At 75.6% G+C, this 22,238-nt stretch carries 16 protein-coding genes; 8 read left to right on the top strand and 8 right to left on the bottom strand.

Features of this window, described 5'->3' with window-relative positions:
• Positions 1-2: 2 nt before the first annotated feature.
• From ACI79X_RS07200 to ACI79X_RS07235, 8 genes are all read right to left on the bottom strand, one after another.
• Positions 3-1,475 carry a family 43 glycosylhydrolase gene (locus ACI79X_RS07200; RefSeq protein WP_457024732.1) on the bottom strand — a complete coding sequence of 491 codons (1,473 nt, stop codon included), beginning with the start codon at positions 1,473-1,475 and terminating at the stop codon, positions 3-5.
• Positions 1,472-4,090, bottom strand: coding sequence for a glycoside hydrolase family 78 protein (locus ACI79X_RS07205; protein WP_457024733.1), 2,619 nt, complete (start codon positions 4,088-4,090; stop codon positions 1,472-1,474). Before ACI79X_RS07205 ends, ACI79X_RS07200 begins: the two co-directional genes overlap by 4 nt.
• Complete coding sequence (locus ACI79X_RS07210) at positions 4,087-5,007, bottom strand: alpha/beta hydrolase fold domain-containing protein (protein WP_457024734.1); 921 nt, start codon at positions 5,005-5,007, stop codon at positions 4,087-4,089. Before ACI79X_RS07210 ends, ACI79X_RS07205 begins: the two co-directional genes overlap by 4 nt.
• Positions 5,004-7,652: a family 78 glycoside hydrolase catalytic domain gene (locus ACI79X_RS07215; RefSeq protein ID WP_457024735.1), complete on the bottom strand. Its 2,649-nt coding sequence runs from the start codon at positions 7,650-7,652 to the stop codon at positions 5,004-5,006. Before ACI79X_RS07215 ends, ACI79X_RS07210 begins: the two co-directional genes overlap by 4 nt.
• Positions 7,649-8,662: an ABC transporter ATP-binding protein gene (locus ACI79X_RS07220; protein WP_457024736.1), complete on the bottom strand. Its 1,014-nt coding sequence runs from the start codon at positions 8,660-8,662 to the stop codon at positions 7,649-7,651. Before ACI79X_RS07220 ends, ACI79X_RS07215 begins: the two co-directional genes overlap by 4 nt.
• Positions 8,659-10,671 (bottom strand): dipeptide/oligopeptide/nickel ABC transporter permease/ATP-binding protein, encoded by a 2,013-nt coding sequence (locus ACI79X_RS07225; protein WP_457024737.1) that lies wholly within the window; start codon positions 10,669-10,671, stop codon positions 8,659-8,661. Before ACI79X_RS07225 ends, ACI79X_RS07220 begins: the two co-directional genes overlap by 4 nt.
• A complete protein-coding gene (locus tag ACI79X_RS07230) occupies positions 10,668-11,609 on the bottom strand; it encodes an ABC transporter permease (protein ID WP_457024738.1) in 942 nt (313 codons plus the stop codon). The genes ACI79X_RS07225 and ACI79X_RS07230 overlap by 4 nt, the downstream gene beginning before the upstream one ends.
• Before the next feature lie 96 nt (positions 11,610-11,705).
• On the bottom strand, positions 11,706-13,292 hold the full coding sequence (locus tag ACI79X_RS07235) for an ABC transporter substrate-binding protein (protein WP_457024739.1): 1,587 nt from the start codon (positions 13,290-13,292) through the stop codon (positions 11,706-11,708).
• Between the two features lie 185 nt (positions 13,293-13,477).
• Here ACI79X_RS07235 and ACI79X_RS07240 point away from each other — a divergent pair, with 185 nt between their 5' ends.
• The 8 genes from ACI79X_RS07240 (at position 13,478) to ACI79X_RS07275 (ending at position 22,154) form a co-directional block, all read left to right on the top strand.
• On the top strand, positions 13,478-14,290 hold the full coding sequence (locus ACI79X_RS07240; RefSeq protein WP_457024740.1) for an IclR family transcriptional regulator: 813 nt from the start codon (positions 13,478-13,480) through the stop codon (positions 14,288-14,290).
• A gap of 489 nt (positions 14,291-14,779) precedes the next feature.
• Positions 14,780-15,472, top strand: coding sequence for an alpha/beta hydrolase (locus ACI79X_RS07245; RefSeq protein WP_457024741.1), 693 nt, complete (start codon positions 14,780-14,782; stop codon positions 15,470-15,472).
• A gap of 52 nt (positions 15,473-15,524) precedes the next feature.
• Positions 15,525-16,082, top strand: coding sequence for a quercetin 2,3-dioxygenase (locus ACI79X_RS07250; RefSeq protein ID WP_457024742.1), 558 nt, complete (start codon positions 15,525-15,527; stop codon positions 16,080-16,082).
• A 71-nt stretch (positions 16,083-16,153) separates the two neighbouring features.
• A complete protein-coding gene (locus tag ACI79X_RS07255) occupies positions 16,154-17,059 on the top strand; it encodes an alpha/beta hydrolase fold domain-containing protein (RefSeq protein ID WP_457024743.1) in 906 nt (301 codons plus the stop codon).
• A gap of 171 nt (positions 17,060-17,230) precedes the next feature.
• Positions 17,231-18,859: an FAD-dependent monooxygenase gene (locus ACI79X_RS07260; RefSeq protein ID WP_457024744.1), complete on the top strand. Its 1,629-nt coding sequence runs from the start codon at positions 17,231-17,233 to the stop codon at positions 18,857-18,859.
• 22 nt (positions 18,860-18,881) lie between these two features.
• The gene (locus ACI79X_RS07265) at positions 18,882-20,057 is read left to right on the top strand and encodes a glycoside hydrolase family 1 protein (protein ID WP_457024745.1); all 1,176 of its coding nucleotides are present in this window, start codon (positions 18,882-18,884) and stop codon (positions 20,055-20,057) included.
• Positions 20,057-20,908, top strand: a complete 852-nt coding sequence (locus tag ACI79X_RS07270; RefSeq protein ID WP_457024746.1) for a fumarylacetoacetate hydrolase family protein — start codon at positions 20,057-20,059, stop codon at positions 20,906-20,908. The genes ACI79X_RS07265 and ACI79X_RS07270 overlap by 1 nt, the downstream gene beginning before the upstream one ends.
• Entirely contained in the window at positions 20,898-22,154 is a 1,257-nt protein-coding gene (locus ACI79X_RS07275) for a DUF3500 domain-containing protein (RefSeq protein ID WP_457024747.1), read from the top strand. The genes ACI79X_RS07270 and ACI79X_RS07275 overlap by 11 nt, the downstream gene beginning before the upstream one ends.
• Positions 22,155-22,238 lie beyond the last annotated feature (84 nt).

Consider the following 22,238-nt stretch of genomic DNA (forward strand, 5'->3'; position numbering starts at 1 on the left):
GGTCAGACGGCGGCCGGGTCGTCGGCGCCGCGGTACGTGGTCGATCGGACGAGCAGTTCGCCGCGGGCGCACCAGAGGCCGAACAGCCGTCCGGTCATGCCGCCGGCGACCTCGGTGGACACGTAGCGCCCGTCGAGCCGGCCGAGCTCGGTGGAGCGGCCCGCGCGGACGAGGCCGGCGACCAGCACGTCGGGCGCCAGCGCCGTCGAGGAGAAGTGGCCCTCGCCCGGGAGCGTCCGGATCTCCAGGGTCACGTCCTCGCCGGGGGCGACCTCCGCCTCACCGAGGACCGCGCGCAGCGGCCCGACCTGTGCCACCGCGCGCACCCGGTCGCCGTCGACCTCGAGGTCGAGGTGGTGGCGGGCGTCCATCCGCAGCGTCAGCCCGCCGACACCGTCCACCCGCACGGTCGCGCGGAACCGGGCGTGCTCGTGCTCCTGCCGGCGCCCCACGACGGCGAGGTCCTCCGAGGCCGGGTCGGGACCGGTCGCGGCCAGCCGCCACCCGCCCTCGACGGGGGTGAGCAACTCGCCGGGGAACCGTCGGGGCGCGACCCACGCGGGGCCGGAGAGTCCGTCGGCGACCGCGACCGCGCCGCCCGGCGGGGTCAGCCACTCCCCCAGCCGCGGCCAGCCGTCGGCCCACTCGACCTCGGCGGCGAAGGTCTCGCGACCGAGGACGTGGAACTGCGGGCTGGCGCCGCGCGGGCGCACGCCGTGGAAGACCACTGCCCACGAGCCGTCGGCCCGCTGCACCAGGTCGGCGTGCCCCGTGTTCTGCACCGGCGACTCCACCCCGCGGTGGGTGAGCAGCGGGTTGGCCGGGCAGGGCTCCCACGGCCCGGCCGGGGAGGGTGCGCGGGCGATGGTCACCGCGTGACCGCGCTCGGTGCCGCCCTCGGCGATGAGCAGGTACCAGAGGTCGCCCACCCGGTACAGGTGCGGGCCCTCGGGGAAGCGCCCGCCGGTGCCCTGCCACAGTCGCCGCCGCTCGGTGAGCGCGGCCCCGGTGACCGGGTCGACCGCCTGCTGCACCAGCCCGGCGGGGCCGCCCGCGCCGAAGCCGGCGTAGGAGACCAGCAGGGTGCCGTCGTCGTCCCAGGCGAGGTCGGGGTCGATGCCGCGCACCCCGGGCATCCGCACCGGGTCCGACCAGTCCCCCAGCGGGTCCTCGGCGGTGCTGAGCACCTGCCACCCGCCGTCGGCGAGGTTGGTGGTGACCAGCCAGAAGCGGCCGTCGTGGTGGCGGATCGTCGGCGCGGTGACGCCGCCCGACCCCGGCGCGGCCGACACGTCGAGCTGGGAGGGCCGGGCCAGCACGTGCCCGGCCTGCTCCCACGTCACGAGGTCGGTCGAGCGGTACAGCGGGACGCCGGGGGCGTACTCGAAGGACGAGTGCACCATCCAGTAGGTGTCGCCGACCCGGACCACGCTGGGGTCGGGGTGGAAGCCGGGGACGACGGGGCGCGGCGTCACGCGTGCGCGTCCGGGTCGAAGAACAGCGCCGGCTTCTCCACCGGGCGCGGCTCCTCGATCGTGCAGGCGAACGCGTGCCGGCCCGAGCCCACCTCCACCGGCGCGCTGCCGTCGGGCAGCACCACCTCCGCCGTCGTGTTCGGCGGGACGACGACGTCGAGCGCGAACGCCGTGCCCCCGGTCAGCGCCCAGGACACCGACGCGGTGCCGTACGGCGTCTCGTGGGTGGCCGCCGCGGAGGTGAGGCCGGGCCCGGGGCGCGGGGCGAACCGGATCCGGCGGTAGCCCGGCGCGGCCGGGGCGAGCCCCGCCACCGTGCGGTGCAGCCAGTCGGCGACCGCGCCGAAGGCGTAGTGGTTGAACGACGTCATCTCCCCGGGGTTGATCGTCCCGTCGGGGAGCACGGAGTCCCAGCGCTCCCAGACCGTCGTCGCGCCCATCGTCACCGCGTACAGCCACGACGGGTTCTCCCGCTGCAGCAGCAGTGCGTAGGCGGTGGCCAGCTCACCCGCGTTCGTCAGGGCGTCGGTGACCAGCGGCGTGCCGAGGAAGCCGCTGGCGATGTGGAACCCGTCCGCCAGTACCTGCTGCGCCAGCAGCCGGCCGGCGTGCTCCCGCTGCCCGGGCTCCAGCAGGTCGAACTCCAGCGCCAGGGCGTAGGCGGTCTGCGACGGGAAGGCCACCCGGCCGTTCGGGGAGACGTACTCGGCGCGGAAGCGGGCCGCGGCCCGCTCGCCCAGCTCGGCGAACCGGGCGCCGTCGTGCCCGAGCACCTCCGCCGCCTCCGCCACCGTGCGCGCCGAGCGGGCGAGGTAGGCGGTGGCCACGCACTGCCAGGGGGTGCGGGCGGCGGCCGGGTTGTCCGGCGGGGCGGCGGTGTCGAGCCAGTCGCCGAAGGAGAACCCGCCCCCGGGGAAGTCGATGTGCTCCCCGGCCCGCGCGGCGAAGGCGTCGATCCACGCGGTCATCGACCCCCACTGGGCGGCGAGCAGCCCGGTGTCGCCGGTGCGCTGGTAGAGCACCCACGGGACGACGACGGCGGCGTCGCCCCACCCGGTCTCCGGCTGCTGCGGGAAGGGCAGCAGCGGCAGGAACGGCACGTACATCGGCACGACGCCGTCGAGTTCCTGCTGCTCGGCGGCGAGGTCGGCCAGCCAGGAGCGCAGCATGCCGGTGGTGTCGTGGAGGAACGACGCCGTGGGCGCGAACACCTGCAGGTCGCCGGTCCAGCCGAGCCGCTCGTCGCGCTGCGGGCAGTCGGTCGGGATGTCGAGGAAGTTGCCGCGCATCCCCCAGACGACGTTCTCGTGCAGCCGCTCGACCTCGGGGTCGGAGCAGGTGAAGGTCCCCGTGCGCCGCAGGTCCGTGTGCAGGACGACGGCCTCGAGGTCCTCGGCTCGCAGCTCCCCGGGCCAGCCGGACACCTCCGCGTAGCGGAACCCGTGGAAGGTGGACCGCGGCTCCCAGGTGCGCGGGCCGCGCCCGTCGAGCACGGCGACGTCGGTGGCGCGGGCGGCCTTCAGCGGGCGGGTGCCCAGCTCTCCGTGCTCCAGCACCTCGGCGTGCCGCACCGTGATCTCCGTGCCGGCGGGGCCGTCGGGGAGCGCGAACCGGATCCGGCCCACCAGGTTCTGCCCGAAGTCGACGAGCAGCCGCCCCGACGGCGAGGTGGTGACCGCCTGCACCGGGAGGACCTGCGTGCGGCGCACCGGCGGGCCGGTGGGCGCCACCAGCGTGGCGGGGTCCAGGTCGTCGACCTCCACCGGCGTCCACGCGGCGTCGTCGAACCCGGGCGCGGACCACCCGGGCAGGTCGCGGCGGAAGTCGACCGTCTCGCCGGAGTAGAGGCCGGAGCGGACGGTGGGCCCGTCGGTCGTCGAGCGCCAGGCGGCGTCGGTGGTCACCACGGTGCGCGAGCCGTCGGGGTGGTCGACCTCCAGCTGCAGGAACGCGCCGGTGCGGTCGCCGTACCACTCGCGCTTGCCGGTGAAGCCGAGGTACCCGGCGAACCAGCCCTCGGCCAGGTGCACGCCGATCGCGTTGGGCCCCTCGCGGAGCAGGCCGGTGACGTCGTACGTCTGGTACCGGAGCCGGTGCCGGTAGCTGGTCCAGCCGGGCGCCAGCACGACGTCGGAGACCGCCGTCCCGTTGAGCGCGGCCTCGTAGACGCCCTGCGCGGTGGCGTACAGCCGGGCGCGGGCCACCGGCCGGTCGAGGGTGAACTCACGCCGCAGCAGTGCCACGGCCTCCTCCCGGGCGGGCAGCACCGGGCGCACCAGCCGCGCGCTCCAGTCGGCGGGCGCGAGCAGACCCGCCTCGACGGCGACCTCCTCGCTCCACGCCGACGGCTCGGCGTCGTCCTGTCCCCACACGCGGACGCGGACGGTGCGCCGCTCCCGGGAGGCGAGCGGCGGCGCGTCCCACGGCACGAGCACCGAGTCGGTGGAGTCGACCCGGCCCGACGACCAGGCGCCGATCTCCAACTCGTAGGCGGCCTGGCACCAGCCCGGCAGGTCGGTGGTGGTGACCCAGGAGAGCCGCGGGGTGGCCTCGCCGATGCCGACCGGCTCGCGGTGGTGCTCGACGGTGACGGGGGCGACGGTCACGTCACTCATCGGACCCGGTCCCCGAGGAGCGCGCCGGCGAGGTACCGCACGGAGCGGTCGACGATCCCGTCGACGTGGTCGGACCCCAGCCAGATGTGCCCGGCGCCCTCGACGGGCACCAGCTCCGAGGAGGCACCGGCGGCCCGCAGCGCCGCGTGCAGCGCCTCGCTCTGGGCGTACGGCACGAGCCAGTCGGCGGTGCCGTGCAGCAACAGGAACGGCGGCGCGCCCGCGGTGGCGTGGGTGACGGGGCTGGCGTCGGCGCGGGTGGCGTCGGTGAGCCCGGCGACCAGGTGCTCCTCCGGCGGTCCCCGCAGCTCCTCGGGCAGCAGCGCGGCGATCTCCGGCGGCGGCGCCTGCCGCGGCATGGTGTCGAGGTCGGAGACGCCGTACCAGTCGACGACGACGTCGACCGCGCTGGACTCCCCGACCACGCCGTGCGTCCCCTCGAGGTCGGGCCGGTGCCCGGTCAGGCCGAGCAGCGCCACGACGTGCCCGCCCGCCGACTCGCCCCACGCGCCGATGCGCGTGGTGTCGACGCCGAGCTCGTCGGCGAAACGCCGCAGGTAGCGGACGGCGGCCTTGGCGTCGTGCAGCAGCGCCGGGAAGGGCGCCTCGAGGGCGTGCCGGTAGTCGATGCTGGCGACGGCGAGGCCGGCGGCGAGCAGCGCGTCGAAGACCTGGTTCTCCCGCAGCGTCTCCGGCAGGTAGCGGCGGTCGCCCATCATGAACGCGCCGCCGTGCACCCAGACGACCAGCGGCGCGGGCGCCGGGGTGTCGGGCACCCAGACGTCGAGCTGCAGCGGGCGGTACCCGAAGGCCACCGCGTAGGTGAGGCCGGAGAAGTGCCGGGCGCCGTCGTCCCGCCGCGCCGGCGCGTGCGGGGGCAGGAACCGGGCCGGGCCGGCCCACTCGGTGGCGGTCATGCGACGTCCTCCAGGGTGCTCGTGAACGTGTGGGTGCCGGGGGCGGCCGGGTGCGTCGTCCCGTCGGGCAGCACGACCTCGGCCTCGGTGCCGGCGGGGACCTCGACGGTCAGCTCGAACCGGTCGCCGTCGATCCGCCAGGACGAGCCGATCCGGCCGTACGGGGACTCGTGCGCGGCCGCGGCGGAGGTGAGCCCGCCGCCGGGCCGGGGCCGCACGCGGAACCGGCGGTACGCGGGCTCGAGCGGCTCGATGCCCGCGGTGTAGCGGTGCAGGAAGCCGACCACGGCGCCCTTGGAGTAGTGGTTGAGCGAGTCGCGCGGCCTGCCCTCGGCGTCCACGCCGTCCCAGTGCTCCCACACCGTCGTCGAGCCGCGGTCGACCATCACCAGCCACGACGGCTCGGTGTCCTGCAGCAGCAGCTCGTAGGCGACGTCGAGGTGACCGGCGTCGGCGAGCACGGGCAGGAGGTACGGCGTCGCCAGGAAGCCGGTGCCCAGATGGGTGCCCGCCTTCCGCACCAGCTCCACCAGTCGCCCGGCGACGGCCGGCCGCAGCTCCGCGGGCACCAGGCCGAAGGCGAGGGCGCGGACGTGGTCGGCCTGGGTGTCGGACACCAGCCGGCCGTCGCCGTCGAGGTACTCGGCCTGCCAGGCGGCGCGCACCTGCGCGGCGAGGCCGGCGTAGCGGGCGGCGTCGTCGTCCCGGCCGAGCACCGCGGCGATCCGGCCCACCAGCTCGGCGCTGTGCGCGAACCAGGCGGTGGCGACGACGCCCTCGTCCGCGGCGACGAACGCGCCGAAGTCACCCACCTCCTGCCCGGGGACGAGCCACTCACCCCAGTGGAAGCCGGTGTCCCACAGCCACCGCTCGTGCGGCGCGGGCTCCGGTCGGCGGGCGGCCCGGTCGGGGTGCCGCTGCTCGCGGGCCATCCGTTCCGCGCGGTGGAGCCAGCGCACCATCGCCGGCCAGGTCTCCTCCAGCACGCGGGTGTCGCCGTAGGCGCGGTACAGCTCCCACGGCACGACGACCACGGCGTCGCCCCACCCGGCCGACCCGTTGAGGGAGGACACCGGGCTGTCCCGCCCCTCGCCGCGGGGGCACGGGCTGACGTTGGCGACCGTGCCGTCGGGCCACTGGTCGGCCACCACCTCGCGCAGCCACTTGGTGGAGAACCCGGCGACGTCGTAGAGGAACGCGGCGGTGGGGACGAACAGCTGCCAGTCGCCGGTCCAGCCGTGCCGCTCGCGGTGCGGGCAGTCGGTCGGGATGTCGCAGGCGTTGCCGCGGAAGCTCCACACGGCCGCCTCGTGGAAGGCGTCCACCCGGGGGTCGCTGCAGGTGAACGTGCCGGTGCGGCGCAGGTCGGTGTGCACCACGACACCGCGCAGGTCGTCGGTCGTGAGGTCGCGCGGGTGGCCCTCGATCCGCACGTAGCGGAAGCCGTGGGTGGTGCGGCGCGGCTCGAACGCCTCGCCCGGTACCCCGGCGGAGACCACGACGTCGACCTGCCCGGCCGGCAGCGGGTGCGGCAGGAACGGCAGGTCCGGCCGCAGGTGCTCGACCGTGACGTCGCCGTCGGGGCCCAGCCACTCGCCGTGGGTGAGCGTGATCGTGGTGCCGGCGGGGCCGAGGTCGGTCAGCCGCACCCAGCCGTTGACGTTCTGGCCGAGGTCGGCGACCTGGACGCCGGACGGCAGCCGGGTCACCGAGGCGGGCTCGATCTCCTCCACGCGGCGCACCGGCGGGGCCGGCGGGTCGACCAGCCCGCCGAAGCCGTGCTCGACCACGGTGACCGGGTCCCAGCCGGCGTCGTCGAAGCCGGGGACGTCCCAGCCGCGGGGCATCCCGCGCAGGTCCCAGCGCTCCCCGGCGATCAGGTCGGCGGCCACGACGTGACCGGTCGCGCTGCGCCAGCCCGGGCCGGTGCCGAGCACCGTGACGGTGCCGTCGTCGTGGGTGAGGTGCACCTGCGCGAGGAACGCGACCCGGTCGCCCCACTGGTCGGCCGAGCGGGTGACGCCGGTCTGACCGCGGAACCAGCCGTCGGCGAGGACGACGGCCAGCGCGTGCCGCCCGGGAGCCACCGGTCCGGGGTCGAGGGCCTGCACCTGCAGCCGCTGGTCGTACTGGGTGTAGCCGGGGGTCAGCTCGGCGTCGCCGATGCGCGCGCCGTCGAGGAACGCCTCGTAGAGGCCCTGCGCGGTGGCGTACAGCCGGGCGCTCACCACGGGCCGGTCGACGTCGAACTCCCAGCGCAGCAGTGCGGCCGGCCGCTCCCCCGCCGGGCCGCCCGGCATGGTGCCGGGCTCGATCCAGTCGGCCGACCAGTCGGTGACCTCGAGCAGGCCGGTCTCGAACCAGGCGGGCTCCGACGGCGGGCTCTCGCCGAGGTCGGTGCACACCTGCACCCGCCAGAGCACCCGCTGCGCCGAGCGGAGCACCGGACCGGTCCACGGGACGAGCACCGACCGGGCGTCCTCCACCCAGCCGGAGTCCCAGCCGTCGTCGGTGGTCAGCCGGTACGCCAGCTGCTGGCGGGCGCCGTCGGGAAGCCGCCACGACAGCCGGGGCTGCGTCGTGCCGATGCCGAGCGGCTCGTCGAGGTGCTCGGTGCGCAGCCCGTGCGGTGCCGCAGCCGTCACAGGGCGGCGACCCGGTCGGCGTGGTGGCAGGCCGCCTCCGTGCCCTCGACCAGCCGCAGCGGCGGGCGCTCGGTGACGCAGACGTCGGTGGCCAGCGGGCACCGCGGCACGAACGGGCAGCCCGTGGGCGACGGCGCCGCGGCTCCCGCGGTGCCGAACCCGGCGGCCTCCCGGGCGGCGCGGCGGGCCGCCTGCTCGGCCGGCCGCGGCACGGGCGCGGCGGCGGTGAGCGCCACCGTGTAGGGGTGCCGCGGCGCCCGGCTGACCGCCTCGACCGGCCCGGTCTCCATGACCTGCCCGCGGTAGAGCACGACCGTCCGCTGGGAGAGGAACCGGACGACGCCGAGGTCGTGGGCGATGAAGAGGAACGCCAGGCCGCGCTGGTCGCGCAGGTCGGCGAGGAGGTTGAGCACCTGCGCCTGGGTGGAGAGGTCCAGGGCGCTGACCGGCTCGTCGAGGACGACGACCTTCGGGTCGCACACCAGCGCGCGGGCGATGGCGATGCGCTGCCGCTGGCCGCCGGAGAACTGCGCCGGGTAGCGGTCGACGGCGTCGCCGGGCAGGCCGACGGACTCCAGGCCGCTGCGTGCCTTCTGCAGTGCCTCGGCGCCCCTGGTCCCCATGAGCCGGAGCGGCTCGACCAGCGTCTGGCCGATGGTGCGCGCCGGGTTGAGCGAGGAGTACGGGTCCTGGAAGACGACCCGCAGGTCGGCCACCTGGCGGCTGCGCTGCTTGAGCGACATCGCGGTGACGTCCTGGCCGTTGACCCGGATGGTGCCGCCTGCAGCCGGCTGCAGGCCGAGCACGGCCTTGCCGATCGTCGACTTGCCCGAGCCGGACTCGCCGACCAGGCCCACGGTCTCGCCGGGGGCGATGTCGAAGCTGACGCGGTCGATGGCCGGCGGCGCCTGCCGCGCCTTGCGGCCCGAGCCGTACCGCACGACGAGGTCGCGGATCTCCAGCGCGGGGGTGGTGGCCGTGGCGGGCGCGGCCGGGGCGGGGGCGGTCATGCGGACACTCCGGCGGTCGGGGCGGTCTCGTCGGCGGCGGTGGCCAGCTCGTCGCCGGCGGACTCGGGCGCCCAGGTGGCGTGCTCGCGGGAGAGCTCGTCGACCCGGATGCAGAGCACCTGTCCGTCGCCGTGGGCGGGCAGCGCCGGGAAGGGCACCGTGCACTTCTCCTGCGCGAACCGGCAGCGGGCGGCGAACCGGCAGCCGGGAGGCCACGAGCCGGGCGGCGGGACGGTGCCGGCGATCGAGGCCAGCCGCTGGGGCACCGGCTCGCCCTCGGGGACGTGGGGGTTGGCCCCCAGCAGCGCCATCGTGTACGGGTGCGCGGGATCGTCGAGGACCCGTGCCGCGGTGCCGGCCTCGACGACCTCGCCGGCGTACATGACCGCGACGGTGTCGCAGATGTCGGCGACCACACCGAGGTCGTGGCTGACCATGACGACCGACAGGCCGGTGTCGCGGACCAGCGCCCGCAGCAGCGAGAGGATCTCCGCCTGCACGGTGACGTCGAGGGCGGTGGTCGGCTCGTCGGCGACCAGCAGCCGCGGCTCACCGGTGAGCGCCAGGGCGATGCAGACGCGCTGCGCCATGCCGCCCGAGAGCTGGTGCGGGTAGCTCTTCAGCACCCGCCGGGCGTCGACGATGCCGACGTTGCGCAGCAGCTCCGCGGCGATCCGCCGCGCCTGCGACCGGCCCACCCCGCGGAAGCGGCGGATCGGGCCGACGAGCTGGGTGACGATCGGGAACATCGGGTCGAGGGCGACCATCGGCTCCTGGGAGATCATCGCGATCTCCCGTCCCCGGATGCGGTTGAGCTCGCCCTCCGACAGGCCGGCGAGCTCGCGGCCCTGCCAGCGGATCGAGCCGCCGGTGACCGCGACGCCGTCGGGCAGCAGACCCATCAGCGAGCGGGCGGTCATCGTCTTGCCGCAGCCGGACTCCCCGACCAGGCCGAGGACCTGCCCCGGCCGCAGGGAGAAGGAGACGCCGGTGACCAGGTCGGGGCCGTCGTCGACGGACACGGTGAGGTCCCGGACCTCCAGCACCGCCTCGGGGTCCGCCGGCGCGGCGGGCGCGCTCACCGCCTGCACGGCCCGGCGCAGCGGGCGGCGTCGCCGGGAGCGCGCCCCGCCCGTTGCCCCGCCGGCCAGCGCGTCGGCGAGCTCGTTGGCCGCGACGACGGTGAGCGCGAGCACCAGGCCGGTGGGGACCATCAGCCACGGCGAGGTGTAGATGTAGCCCGAGGCGTCCTGGATCATGAAGCCCCAGCTCGGCTCCGGCTCCCCCGGGCCGAAGCCGAGGAAGGCCAGGCCCGCGACGATCAGCAGGCCGATGCCGAACAACTGCGCGGCCTGCACCGCGACGACCGTGGCCATCGACGGCAGCACGTGCAGCAGGTTGACCCGCACCGACCCCAGCCCGTTGACCCGGGCTGCGTCGACGTAGAGGCGCTGACGCACCGACTGGGCGACCCCGAGCAGCACGCGGTAGACAGCGGCGGAGATGAGCACGCCGAGGACGGCCATCACCGGGTAGAGCCGGTTGCCGATCACGCCGATCAGGGCCAGCAGCAGGATCGTGGAGGGCAGGGCCAGGAAGACCTCGGTGACCCGGCTGATCACCCGCTCGACCCGCCGGCCGCGTTCCGCGGCGATCAGCGCCAGCGGCAGGCCGATGCCGAAGGCGACGACGAGCATGAGCGCCGAGGACAGCAGCGGCAGCGACCCCGCGGTGAAGATCCGCGAGAGCAGGTCGCGGCCCAGCGGGTCGGTGCCCAGCCAGTGCTCGGCGGACGGCAGCGCGAGCCGGTCGGCGGTGTCCTGCTGCCCGGGCTCGTAGGGCCGCCACAGCGGCGCCGTGAGCGACGCGACGACGACGAGCAGCAGCCACGCAGCGCCGAGGAAGCCCCCGGGACGACGGAGGAACGAAGGCAGACCGCGGCGGCGCCGGGCCGGTGCGACGGGCTCGGTGGCGACCTCGTCGGCCGCGTCGAGGGGGAGGACGCTCATGAGGTCCGCACCTTCGGGTCCAGGGCCGCCACGACGAGGTCGAGCAGCAGGTTGGTGACGACCACGACGACCGTGGCGACGACGACGACCCCGACCAGTGCCGGGAAGTCGCTCGAGGACGCGGCGACCTGGCTGGCCTGGCCGAGGCCGGGCAGCGCGAAGAGGTTCTCGATGATCACCGAGCCGCCGAACAGGGCGATGAACTGGATGCCGAGCGTGGAGACGACCGGCACGCTGGCGTAGCGCAGCGCGTGCACGTAGCGGATCCGCCACCGCGGCGTCCCCATCGCCCGCAGGGTGCGGATGTGCTCCTGCGCGAGCGCCTCCCGCATGCCGGCGGCGGCGGTGCGGGCGACGATCGCCGCACCGCCCACGGCCAGGGTGATCACAGGGATCGCGATGCTGGAGGCCCACCCGACCGGGTCGGAGGCGAACTGGGTGTAGCCGGTGGCCGGGAACCAGCCCAGCTGCAGGGACAGCAGGTAGACGAGGAGGATCCCGACCCAGAAGGCGGGCAGGGACAGCGCGACGCCGCTGCCGGTCGTGATCGACCGGCCCAGGCGACCACCGCGGACGGCGGCCGTGACGCCGAGGAGGACCCCGACCACACCCGACAGCAGGGTGGCGAACAGCGCGATCGAGGCGGTCACCGGCAACCGGTCGGCCAGGTCGGCGGCGATGTCGCGGCCGTCGACGAGCGAGGTGCCGAGGTTCCCCTGCACCAACTGGCCCAGGTAGTCGACGAACTGGGTGGGCAGCGGCCGGTTCCAGCCCAGGGCCTCGTTCTCCGCGGCGACGCGCTCGGCCGTGGCCCCCGCCCCGAGCCGGACGGCGCCGGGCGTGGTGTCGCTGGCGTGCACCAGCAGGAAGACGATCACGACCGCGGCGAGCACGGTGCCGACCGCCAGGGCCAGTCGCTTGGCGACGTAGGCGAGCATCTCGGGTCCCTTGTCCGTGGGGTGCCGGTGTCAGGAGGGTGGTCGAGGAGGTGCCGGTGGCCGCGGGGCGTGCCCGCGGCCACCGGCCCCGGAGCCTCAGCTGGCCGGCTGGATCTCCGACAGGACCAGGTAGGCGTTGGTCCCGGCGAAGGACGGCTCGGCGACGGACTCGGCGTTGTAGCCGGCGTAGACGAAGTCCTCGTACACCGGGACGAACCAGCCGTTGGCGGTGATGGCCCGGTTGAGCTCGGTCAGTGCCTGCGCCTGCGCGTCACCGGTCGCCCCCAGGGCGGCACCGAGCGGAGCCTCGATCTCCGGCTCCGTGGCGCCCTGCATGTTCATGAAGCCGCCGTACAGGACGCCGGCCACGAAGCCCGCGGGGTTCGCGCCGACGGTGAAGGGCCCGAAGATGACCGGGTCGGTCCGCACCGCGGCGAAGACCTGGTCGGTCGAGGTCGCGGTGACGAAGTTCAGCCGGATCCCCACCTCGGCCCACTGACCCTGGATCGCCACGGCGTCCTCGTCCGGCTGCCCGAGCACCGTGTAGTCGACGTCGATGCCGTCCGGGAACCCCGCCTCGGCGAGCAGCTCGCGCGCCCGGTCGGGGTCGTAGCCGAACTCCTCGTCCAGCGCCGGGTCGAAGCCGGGCGCCTCCTCGGGGAACAGCTGCGACGTCGGCCGGGAGCCGTCGTGCAGGTCGTCGACCAGCGACTCGCGGTCGGTGGCGTGGATCATCGCCAGCCGCACCTGCTCGCTGGCGAACGCCGGGTTGCTGGCGCCGGTCTTGTCGATGACCGGGAAGCCGACGATGGTGCCGCCCACGCTCACCGTGCTCTGCCGCTCCTCGACCAGGTCGATGGTCGTCGGGTCCAGGACGGTCGCGACGTCGGCCTGGCCGGAGACCACCGCGTTGGCCAGCGCCTGCGGGTCGGTGATGATGTCGAAGACGATCGAGTCGTAGGCCCACTCGTCGGCGTTCCACGCCTCGGCGTTCTTGTCGAGGGTGTACGTGCTCGCCCGCGTCGACTCCTCGGCGTCGAGCGTGTAGGCGCCGGAGCCGTTGGGAGCGGTCTCGAGGGTGCTCGGGTCGTCCACGCCCTCGCGGCCGACGATGACGCCGGCGGTGTCGACCAGGTTGGCCTCGGGCCGGGCCTGCGGCTGCGCCCAGGTGATGACGACGGTCCGCGGGTCCTGCACGGTCACGTCGGTGATCTCGGACGCCTGCCCGGGGGCCAGGGCGCCGTAGGCCTCGAGGTCCGGGTCGCTGCGCCGGTCGAGGTTCGCCTTGACCAGCTCGGCGTCCAGGGTCGAGCCGTCGGTGAAGGTGACGCCCTCGCGCAGGGTCAACGTGGTCCGGGTGTTCTCGGGGTTGTTCGAGAACTCGGTGACCAGGCTCGGCTCGATGCTGCCGTCCGAGGTGGTGACGAACAGCGCGTCGTAGAGCGCACCGAAGAAGGTGAACTGGCCCTGGGAGTACAGGAGCGGGTCGTACCCAGTGGGGGCGGCGTCGGCGTCGTAGGCGAAGGTCAGGGTGCCCTCGGCGCTCTGGCCGCCGCCACCGCCACCGCCGTTGCCGCCGCACGCCGCGAGCGTCGCCGCGGTCGCGAGGGCGAGGGTCGCGGCACCGAGACGGGCCCTGATCGGGCGGGTGCGCCGGCGGGTCGGGAGGGTGAATCGATTCATCGTGTCCTGGCTCCTCATCCTCGGCGGACGCGAGGGGTCTGGACGGCCGACCGGCGGCCGTGCGGGCTGCTCCGCCCGACTGCTCCAAGACGATGCGGACGTCTTCCCTGTGGCGTCAGGCACAATTCCGGTCAATGGCACGCCAGTGTGGTGCGGGCCTCAGCTGACGGGGAGGTGACCAGCAGGTGTCGGAGACTCGCCCCGGGGAGGTCCCCCGGGTGCGCGGCAAGCGCCCGCCGCAGGGCGACCCGGTGGTCGACCGGGCGTTCGCGCTGCTCGCCGCCTTCGACGCCGGCCGCCCGTCGCTGACCCTCGGCGAGCTGGCCCGGCGCAGCGGCATCCCGACCAGCTCGACGCTGCGGCTCGCAGGCAGGCTCGTCGCGTGGGGCGCCCTGGAACGGGACGCCGAGGGTCGGTTCACCGTGGGCCTGCGGCTGTGGGAGGTGGCCTCGCTGGCCCCGCGGGCCCGCGGGCTGCGCCAGGTGGCGATGCCGTTCCTCGGCGACCTCGAGGAAGTCACCCGCCAGCACGTGCTGCTCGCCGTCCGGGAGGGCGGGGACGCCGTGCTGCTCGAGCGACTGTCGGCGCACGCCGCCATACCGGTGCTCTACAGCGTGGGCGGCCGGCTGCCGCTGCACTCCACCGGCGTGGGCCTGGTGCTGCTCGCCTACGCCGAGGCCGACGTGCAGGAGGAGTACCTGTCCCGGCCGCTGCTGCACGAGCCCGAGCGCACGCCGGTGTCGGAGGCGGCGCTGCGGCGCATGCTGGCCGACGTCCGCCGCGAGGGCATGGCGCACTTCCGCCGGAAGGTGCCGCGGCCGATCGTGTCGGTGGCCGCGCCGGTGTTCGACGCCGCCGACCGGCTGGCCGCCGCCGTCTCGGTCGTCGTGCCGCAGGAGGGCGCCGACGCGCGGGTGCTCGGCCCCGCGGTGCGCACCGCCGCCCGCGCCATCTCCCGCGGCCTGGGCGCGCGCCGCCCCCTCGGCCCCGGCCGCTGAGCCGCCCCGACGCGGACAGGCCCGCGGCACCCTCCCGCCGCGATCACGGAGCTGCGGTGGCGACATCCCGGCAGCCACCGACGTGTCGGCACCGCGACGCCGTGATCGCGGAGGCGCGCCGTTCACGTGCCGGTGAATGGGACCGCGATGGCCGGGGCCTCACGACCCTGGTGAGGGTGACGCCGACTCCCCGCCGAGCTCCGGAGGACCTGTGCCCATCCACCCCGCCATCGCCGCGAACCTGCACCTCCTCGAGGGCATCGAGTCCTTCGAGCAGGGGCTCGCCGACCCGGATCAGCGCGCCCGCCTCGACGCGTTCATGTCGATCGAGGGCGCTCCCCCGCCGCCCGCCGTCGCCACCCGGGCCGCGACGGCACCCGGCCCCCACGGCGACGTCCCGCTGCGGGTCCACGAGCCCGACGGCGGCGGCACCGGCCGGCCCTGCCTGGTGTGGCTGCACGGCGGCGCGTTCCGCACGGGGGCCTGGACGTGCCCGAGGCCGACTGGACCGCGCGGCAGCTGTGCGAACGCGCGGGCGCCGTCGTGGTCGGCGTCGACTACCGGCTCTGCGTCGGCGGGGTCACCTACCCGGTCCCCCACGACGACGCCGTGGCCGCCGTCCGGTGGGTGCGCGACTCCGCCGCGGAGCTCGGGGTCGACCCGACGCGGATCACCGTCGGCGGCGCCAGCGCGGGCGGCAACCTGGCCACCGGGGCGGTCCTGCGGCTGCGCGACGACGACGGCTGGGTCCCCGCGGCGCTGGTGCTGGCCTACACGACGCTGCACGCCGTCGTCCCGGCCCCGTCGGCAGCGCTGGCCGCGCTCATGACGGAGGTCCCGCGGCTGCTGCGCTTCCTGCCCGAGGACCGCGCGTCGATCACCCGCAACTACCTCGGCGGGCCGGAGAGCCGGGCCGACGGGTACGCCATGCCGGCGAACGCCGTCCTCGACGGGCTGTGCCCGGTGCTGCTGCTCAACTCCGAGTACGACGACCTGCGCGCCTCCGCCGAGGCGTTCGCCGCCGCGCTCGCGCTGGCCGGCGTCGACGTCCGGCAGGTGCTGGTCCCCGGGATGCTGCACGGCTTCCTCAACATGCCCGCCGACGACGTCGGGCCGGTCGACCGCGCACTCGACCTCATGACCGAGGCGTGCCGCTCAATGGCACGGCCGTTGGCCGGGTGACCCGCGTCACCGATGCTCGGGCGGTCAGTGGAGACCCGACCCGGGAGTGCAGATGAGCTTCGAGTACCTGATCGACCCGGAGAAGGGGCCTCAGTGGCAGGGCGTCCTGCCCGGCAAGCCGGTCCCCTACGTGCTGCGCCGCGGCGAGGGCGAGCACGCGATGCTCTTCGGCGACCTGTTCACCGTGCTGCTCTCCGGCGACGAGACGGAGAACCAGTTCGGGATCGTCGTCAGCGACTCCCCCGCCGGCGACGTCATCCCCACCCACTCGCACAACGAGACGCACGAGACGTTCTTCGTCCTCGAGGGCCAGGTGCGGCTGTTCTTCGAGGACGCCGAGGGCGGCAGGCAGAGCCAGCTGCTCACCCCCGGCGACTTCGGCTACGTCCCCGCCGGCTTCGCCCACGCGTACCAGATCGTCGAGGACGCCCGCATGATGGGCACCCTCTCGGGCGGCTTCGAGCGGTTCTTCCAGCACATGGGCACGCCGACCGACCACGCGACCAAGGACCAGCCGCCCTTCATCCCCGACTTCCCGCGCATGCAGGCGGCGGCGCAGCAGCACAACATGCAGTTCATGCGCGACTTCGAGTGGCCCGAGCAGGCCTGAGTCCCGCACTCCCCCGACCGGGCGCGGCTCCTGCGCGGAGCCGCGCCCGGCGCGCGTTCCGAGGAGGCCCCGTGCCCACGCCCGCCCTGCCGCTCCCCCCGCAGGCACACGCCGCGCCCCTGCCCGCGCAGGCACCCGGCCCGGACGGGACCCGCGTCCTGTCCGGGGTCGCCTACGCCGCGCTGCCGGGCGCCCGCCCGCTCGAGCTGGACCTGTACCTGCCGCCCGGCGAGGGCCCGCACCCGGCCGTGCTGTTCCTGCACGGCGGCGGGTGGCGCCTGGGCAGCCGGCACTCGGGTGGGCCGGCGTTCCCCGGCCGCACGCTGTTCCAGCGGGTGGCGGCCGCCGGGATCGCCGTCGCCAGCGCCGACTACCGGCTCTCCGGCGAGGCGGTGTGGCCGGCGCAGCTGTCCGATGCGAAGGCCGCCGTCCGCTGGCTGCGGGCCCGCGCGGCTGAGCTCCGGGTCGACGGCGACCGGCTGGCCGCGTGGGGCGAGTCGGCCGGCGGACACCTCGCCGCACTGCTCGGGCTGGTGACCGACCCGGACTCGGAGGGCGACGTCGGGGTGACCGGCCCGTCGAGCGCCGTCGTCGCGGTGGCCGCCTGGTACCCACCGACCGACCTCGTGGGCTTCGCCGGGGACGCCGGCGCCGACCCCGCCGACGCGACCACCCGCGAGGCGCAGCTGCTGGGCGCCCCGCCGGTGGACGTCCCCGACGCCGCGGCCCAGGCGAGCCCGCTCTCCCACGTGTCGGCCGGCGCACCCCCGTTCCTGCTGCTGCACGGCCGCGCCGACCGGTTCGTCCCGTGCGTGCAGTCCGAGCGGCTGGCCGACGCTCTCCACGGGGCAGGCGCGGACGTCGCGCTGCACACCTACGACGGCGCCGACCACATGTGGCTCGGCACCCCCGAGGCGGCGACCGACGCACTCGACCGGACCGTCGCCTTCCTCCGCGCGCGGCTGCTCGGCGGCTGATCCGGAACGACCGGGGTCCGCTTGCCGGTCAATGGAATCGGCACTCGGCAGGGTGACCCGCGCCACGGATGCTCGACCCCGTCCGGACGCGCCGCCGAGCCCGCCGGGTCACCCGGCCTTTATCGCGCTAAAGGCTCCTCTCCCGCACCGCAGTCCGACAGGAGTCCCCTCGTGACCGAAGCGCACGTCCCCTCGCGGGTCCCGGTCCTCGTGGCCGGCGGCGGGCCCAGCGGTCTCGCCGCCGCCATCGAGCTCGGCCGGCGCGGGATCGAGGTCCTCGTCGTCGAGCCGCGCACCACGCTGGACCCGCTGCGCCCCCGCGCCAAGACCACCAGCGTCCGCACCATGGAGCACCTCCGCCGCTGGGGCCTGGCCGACCGGCTGCGCGCCGCCGCGCCGCTGCCGGTGTCGTGGGCGCAGGACGTCGTCTTCTGCACCGGGCTGTTCGGGCACGAGATCACCCGCTTCCCCGAGGCGTTCGGCCTGTGGACCCGGCCACGGCAGATCGCCGCCGAGGCGGGCCAGCAGGCCCCGCAGCCGGAGGTCGAGCGGCTGCTGCGCGAGGCCGCCGCGGCGCTCCCGTCCGTCACCCTGCTCGCCGGCTCGCGGGTCACGGCGATCACCGACGGCCCCGGCGAGGTGCGCGCCGTCGTCGAGCGCCCCGACGGCGCGGCCACCGAGGTGACCGCCGACTGGCTGCTCGGCTGCGACGGCAGCGCCGGGGTCTCACGCCGGGCGATCGGCGCCCGGTACGAGGGCTCCTCCGGCGCGCTGCCCAACCTCAGCGTCACCTTCCGCTCGCGCGCGCTGGAGGAGCGGCCGCTGTGCGCGCACGGCGTCCACCACTGGGTGATCGGCACCGAGCGCGGCGGGCTCATGGGCCGGCTGGACCTCGACGGCACCTGGTGGGCGATCGTCCAGGGCGTCGACACGGTGGCCGGGGACGCCGACCCCGCCGCGCTGGTGCGGGCGATGGTCGGGGACGAGATCGACGTCGAGGTGCTGGCCACGGACCCGTGGCAGGCGCGGATGCTGCTCGCCGACCGCTACCGCGGCGAGCGGGTGTTCCTCGTCGGCGACGCCGCGCACCTCAACCCGCCGTGGGGCGGGCACGGCTTCAACACCTGCGTCGGCGACGCGGTCAACGTCGGCTGGAAGCTGGCCGCCGTGCTGCGGGGCTGGGCGCCGGCGGAGCTGCTCGACAGCTACGAGCCCGAGCGCCGGCCGGTCGCCCGCCGCACCATCGACGCCGCCGGGAGCCAGGAGGCGTTCCTCGCCCCCGCCTTCACGGGCCGGGACCTCGACGACGACGGACCGACCGGCGTGGAGCTGCGCGCCGCGCTGGCGGAGGCGCTGCAGGTCAAGGACCCCGAGTTCCACAGCCTCGGCCTCGTGCTCGGCTACGACTACCCCGACTCCCCCGTCGTCGTCCCCGACGGCCGGCCGGTGCCGGAGCCCGCGCTGGCCACCTTCACCCCGTCGGCGCACCCCGGTGCCCGGCTGCCGCACGCCTGGCTCGCCGACGGCGACTCGCTGTTCGACCGGCTCGGCGACGGGTTCACGCTGCTGCGCCTCGACCCGGCCGCGGACGCCGGCGCGCTGCCGGCCGCCGCGGCCGCCCGCGGCGTGCCGCTGGCCGTGGTGGACCTGGCCGGTGAGCCGGAGCTGCGCGACCTGGTCGGCGCCGACCTGGTGCTCGTCCGGCCCGACCAGCACGTCGCCTGGCGCGGCGACTCCGTCCCCGACCCGGACGCGCTGCTGGCCCGCGTGCTCGGCGCCGCCGTCCCCGCCCTCCGCTGAGCCTCCCCGAAGGAGATCCCCCATGACCGCCGCGCAGTTCCCCGAGGGCTTCCTCTGGGGCGCCGCCACCGCCGCCCACCAGGTCGAGGGCGGCAACGTCAACAACGACCACTGGGAGGCCGAGCACGCGCCGCACTCACCGTTCGCCGAGCCCAGCGGCGACGCCTGCGACTCCTGGCACCGCTGGCCCGAGGACCTCGACCTGGTCGCCGGCGCCGGCCTCACCGCCTACCGGTTCAGCCTGGAGTGGAGCCGCATCGAGCCCGAGGAGGGCGAGTTCTCCCGCGCGGCCCTCGACCACTACCGCCGCGTCCTCGACGGCTGCCGCGACCGCGGGCTGGCGCCGGTGGTGACCCTCGTGCACTTCACCCAGCCGCGCTGGCTGCTGCACGACGGCGGCTGGACCGGCCCGAAGGCGGGTGACCGGATCGCGCGGTTCGCCGAGTACGCGCTGCCGGTGCTGGCCGAGGCCGAGTACGCCTGCACGATCAACGAGCCCAACCTCATGGCCGCCCAGCCGGTGATGGGCGCGATGGCGATGCGCGGCGAGCCGATCAAGGGCCTCCCCCGGCCCGACCAGGGCGTCGCCGAGGCGCTGGTCGGCCTGCACGGCCGGACGATGGACGTGCTGCGCGGGAACGTCCGCGCCGCCGGCATGACGCTGGTCGGCCGCGAGCACCTGGCCGAGCCCGGTGGGGAGGAGCGGATGCGCGAGGAGCGCGCCGCGTTCGAGGACCAGTTCCTCGAGGTGGCCCGCGACGACGACTTCGTCGGCCTGCAAGTCTACACCGCCGCCCGCTTCGACGCCGACGGCCTGGTCGCCCCCGCCCCGGAGCTGCAGACGCTCGCGCACGGCATGGAGCGGCGGCCGCAGGCGCTGGGTGCCGCCGTCGCCCGAGCCGCCGAGGTGCTGCCGGGCGTGCCGCTGCTGGTCACCGAGAACGGCATCGCCACCGCCGACGACACCGACCGCATCGCCTTCACCCGCGACGCGCTGACCTCGCTGGCCGCCGCGGTCGAGGGCGGCGCCGACGTGCGCGGCTACCTGCACTGGTCGCTGCTGGACAACTTCGAGTGGATGCTCGGCTACCGGCCCACCTTCGGCCTCGTCTCCGTCGACCGGCGGACCTTCGCCCGCACGCCCAAGCCGAGCCTCGCCTGGCTCGGCGAGGTCGCCCGCCGCAACGGGCTCGCCTGATGCGCGTCGTGGGGATCCGCCGCGACGGCGGGCCGGTGGAGGTGGCGGCGCTGTCCGAGGACGCCGGGTCGGTGACGGTCCTCGCCGGGCTCGAGGAGTTCTGGGCCGACGCCGCGCGGTTCCTGGCCGCGGAGCCGGCCGGGGAGCCCGTGCCGGCCGGGGACGTGGAGTTCGTGCCGCCCGTCCTGCCCGGCGCCCGGGTGGTCTGCATCGGGCTGAACTACCTCAGGCACGTGGCCGAGGGCTCCTTCGCCGGCGACGGCGTGCCGCCGTACCCGACGCTGTTCGCCCGCTGGACCGCCTCGCTCACCGTCGACGGCGCCGAGATCCCGGTGCCCGCCGACGAGGACGGGCTCGACTGGGAGGGCGAGGTCGTCGCGTACGTCGGCTCGACGCTGGTGGACGCGACGCCGGAGGAGGCGCTGGCCGCCGTCGTCGGCTACTCCACCTTCAACGACGTCACCTCGCGACGTGCGCAGAAGCTCACCAGCCAGTGGATCCTCGGCAAGAACGGCGACCGGTCCGGGCCGCTGGGGCCGCTGGTGCCGGCCGCCGAGGTGGGCGACCTGCGCGACGGGCTGCGGGTGCGGACGCGGGTCAACGGCGAGACCGTCCAGGACGGGCGCACCGACGAGATGGTCTACACGGTCGGCGACACGCTCTCGCTGGTCAGCCGCACGTCCACGCTGCGCCCCGGCGACCTGCTGGCGACCGGCACGCCGTCGGGGGTCGGCTACGCCCGGACGCCGCCGTGGCTGATGCAGCCCGGCGACGTCGTCGAGGTCGAGGTGGAGCGCCTCGGCGTGCTCACCAACCGCATCGTCGGGAGCGAGGCGCGCCGTGACGGGTGAGTTCCGCCGGTACCTGTTCCCGCACGACCACCCGCGACTGGCGGAGGTCCGCGGGATGGACCCCTACGCCTACCGCGAGCACGCCCGCACTCCGGGCACCTTCACCGGCGGCCTGGTCGAGGGCTGGACGCCGCTGTACCTGGCGCCGTTCCGCGGGGTGACCGAGGACGGCACGCTGCGCCCCGAGGTGCACCGCCTCGAGCCCGCGCGGCCGGGCGAGGAGGCGCCGGTGGCCGCGATGGTGGCCGCCGCCGAGGCGTTCCTCGGCCTGCTCACGCCCGAGGACCGGGCGCGCGTGTGCTCCCCCGTCGACGCGCCCGAGTGGCAGACCTGGGCCAACCCGGAGTTCCTGCAGTTCGACACCGGCCTGCGCCTGGAGTTCCAGCCCACGGAGGTGCGCGAGGCCGCCCTCGCCCTCGTGCGCGCCTCCCTGTCGCCCGAGGGTGCGGACCTCGTGCACGCCGCGATGCTGGTCAACGGCTTCCTCGGCGACGTCGTCGACCTGCCCACCGTGCTCGGCGAGTGGAGCTACAACGTCGCGCTCTACGGCACCCCGGACCTCCGCGCGCCGTGGGGCTGGCAGCTCTACGGCCACCACTGCGCGGTGAACGTGCTGGTGGTCGAGGGCCGGATGGTGGTCTCGCCGGTGTTCGTCGGCGCCGAGCCCGACGAGATCGACGACGGCCCGCACGCCGGCGTCACCGGCCTGTTCGCCGACCGCATCGAGGCCGGGCTGTCCGTCATGGCGGCGCTCACGCCGGAGCAGCGGGCGGCGGCCACCGTCTACGAGCGGATGGTCGACCCGGCGATGCCGCCCGGCCGCGTGCACCCCGGCGACGAGCGCCACCTGGCCGGCGCGTTCCAGGACAACCGCGTCATCCCGGCCGAGGGCGTGCGCGGCGCGGACCTCTCGGGCGACGCCCGCGCCCGGGTGCTGCACCTGGTCTCGACGTTCGTCCGGCTGCTGCCCGAGGGGCCCCGCGCGGCGCGGTTGCGCGAGGTCGAGGCGCACCTCGACGACACGTGGTTCTCCTGGATCGGCGGGCACGCGCCCGGCGACGTCTTCTACTACCGGGTGCAGTCGCCGGTGGTGATCGCGGAGCTCGACCACCACTGCGGGGTCTTCCTCGACTACGACACCCCGAAGCCGTTCCACGTCCACACCGTGCTGCGCACGCCGCACGGCAACGACTACGGCCGCGCCTGGGTGCGCGAGTGGCAGGCCCGGCACGATCAGCTCAGCTGATCGTGTCGGGTCCTGGCTCAGGGTCGGCGGTGAGCCAGGACGCGCCGCGGTGAGCCGGGACGCGCCGCGGTGAGCCAGGACGCG

The sequence above is a fragment of the Geodermatophilus sp. SYSU D01119 genome (assembly GCF_054049975.1).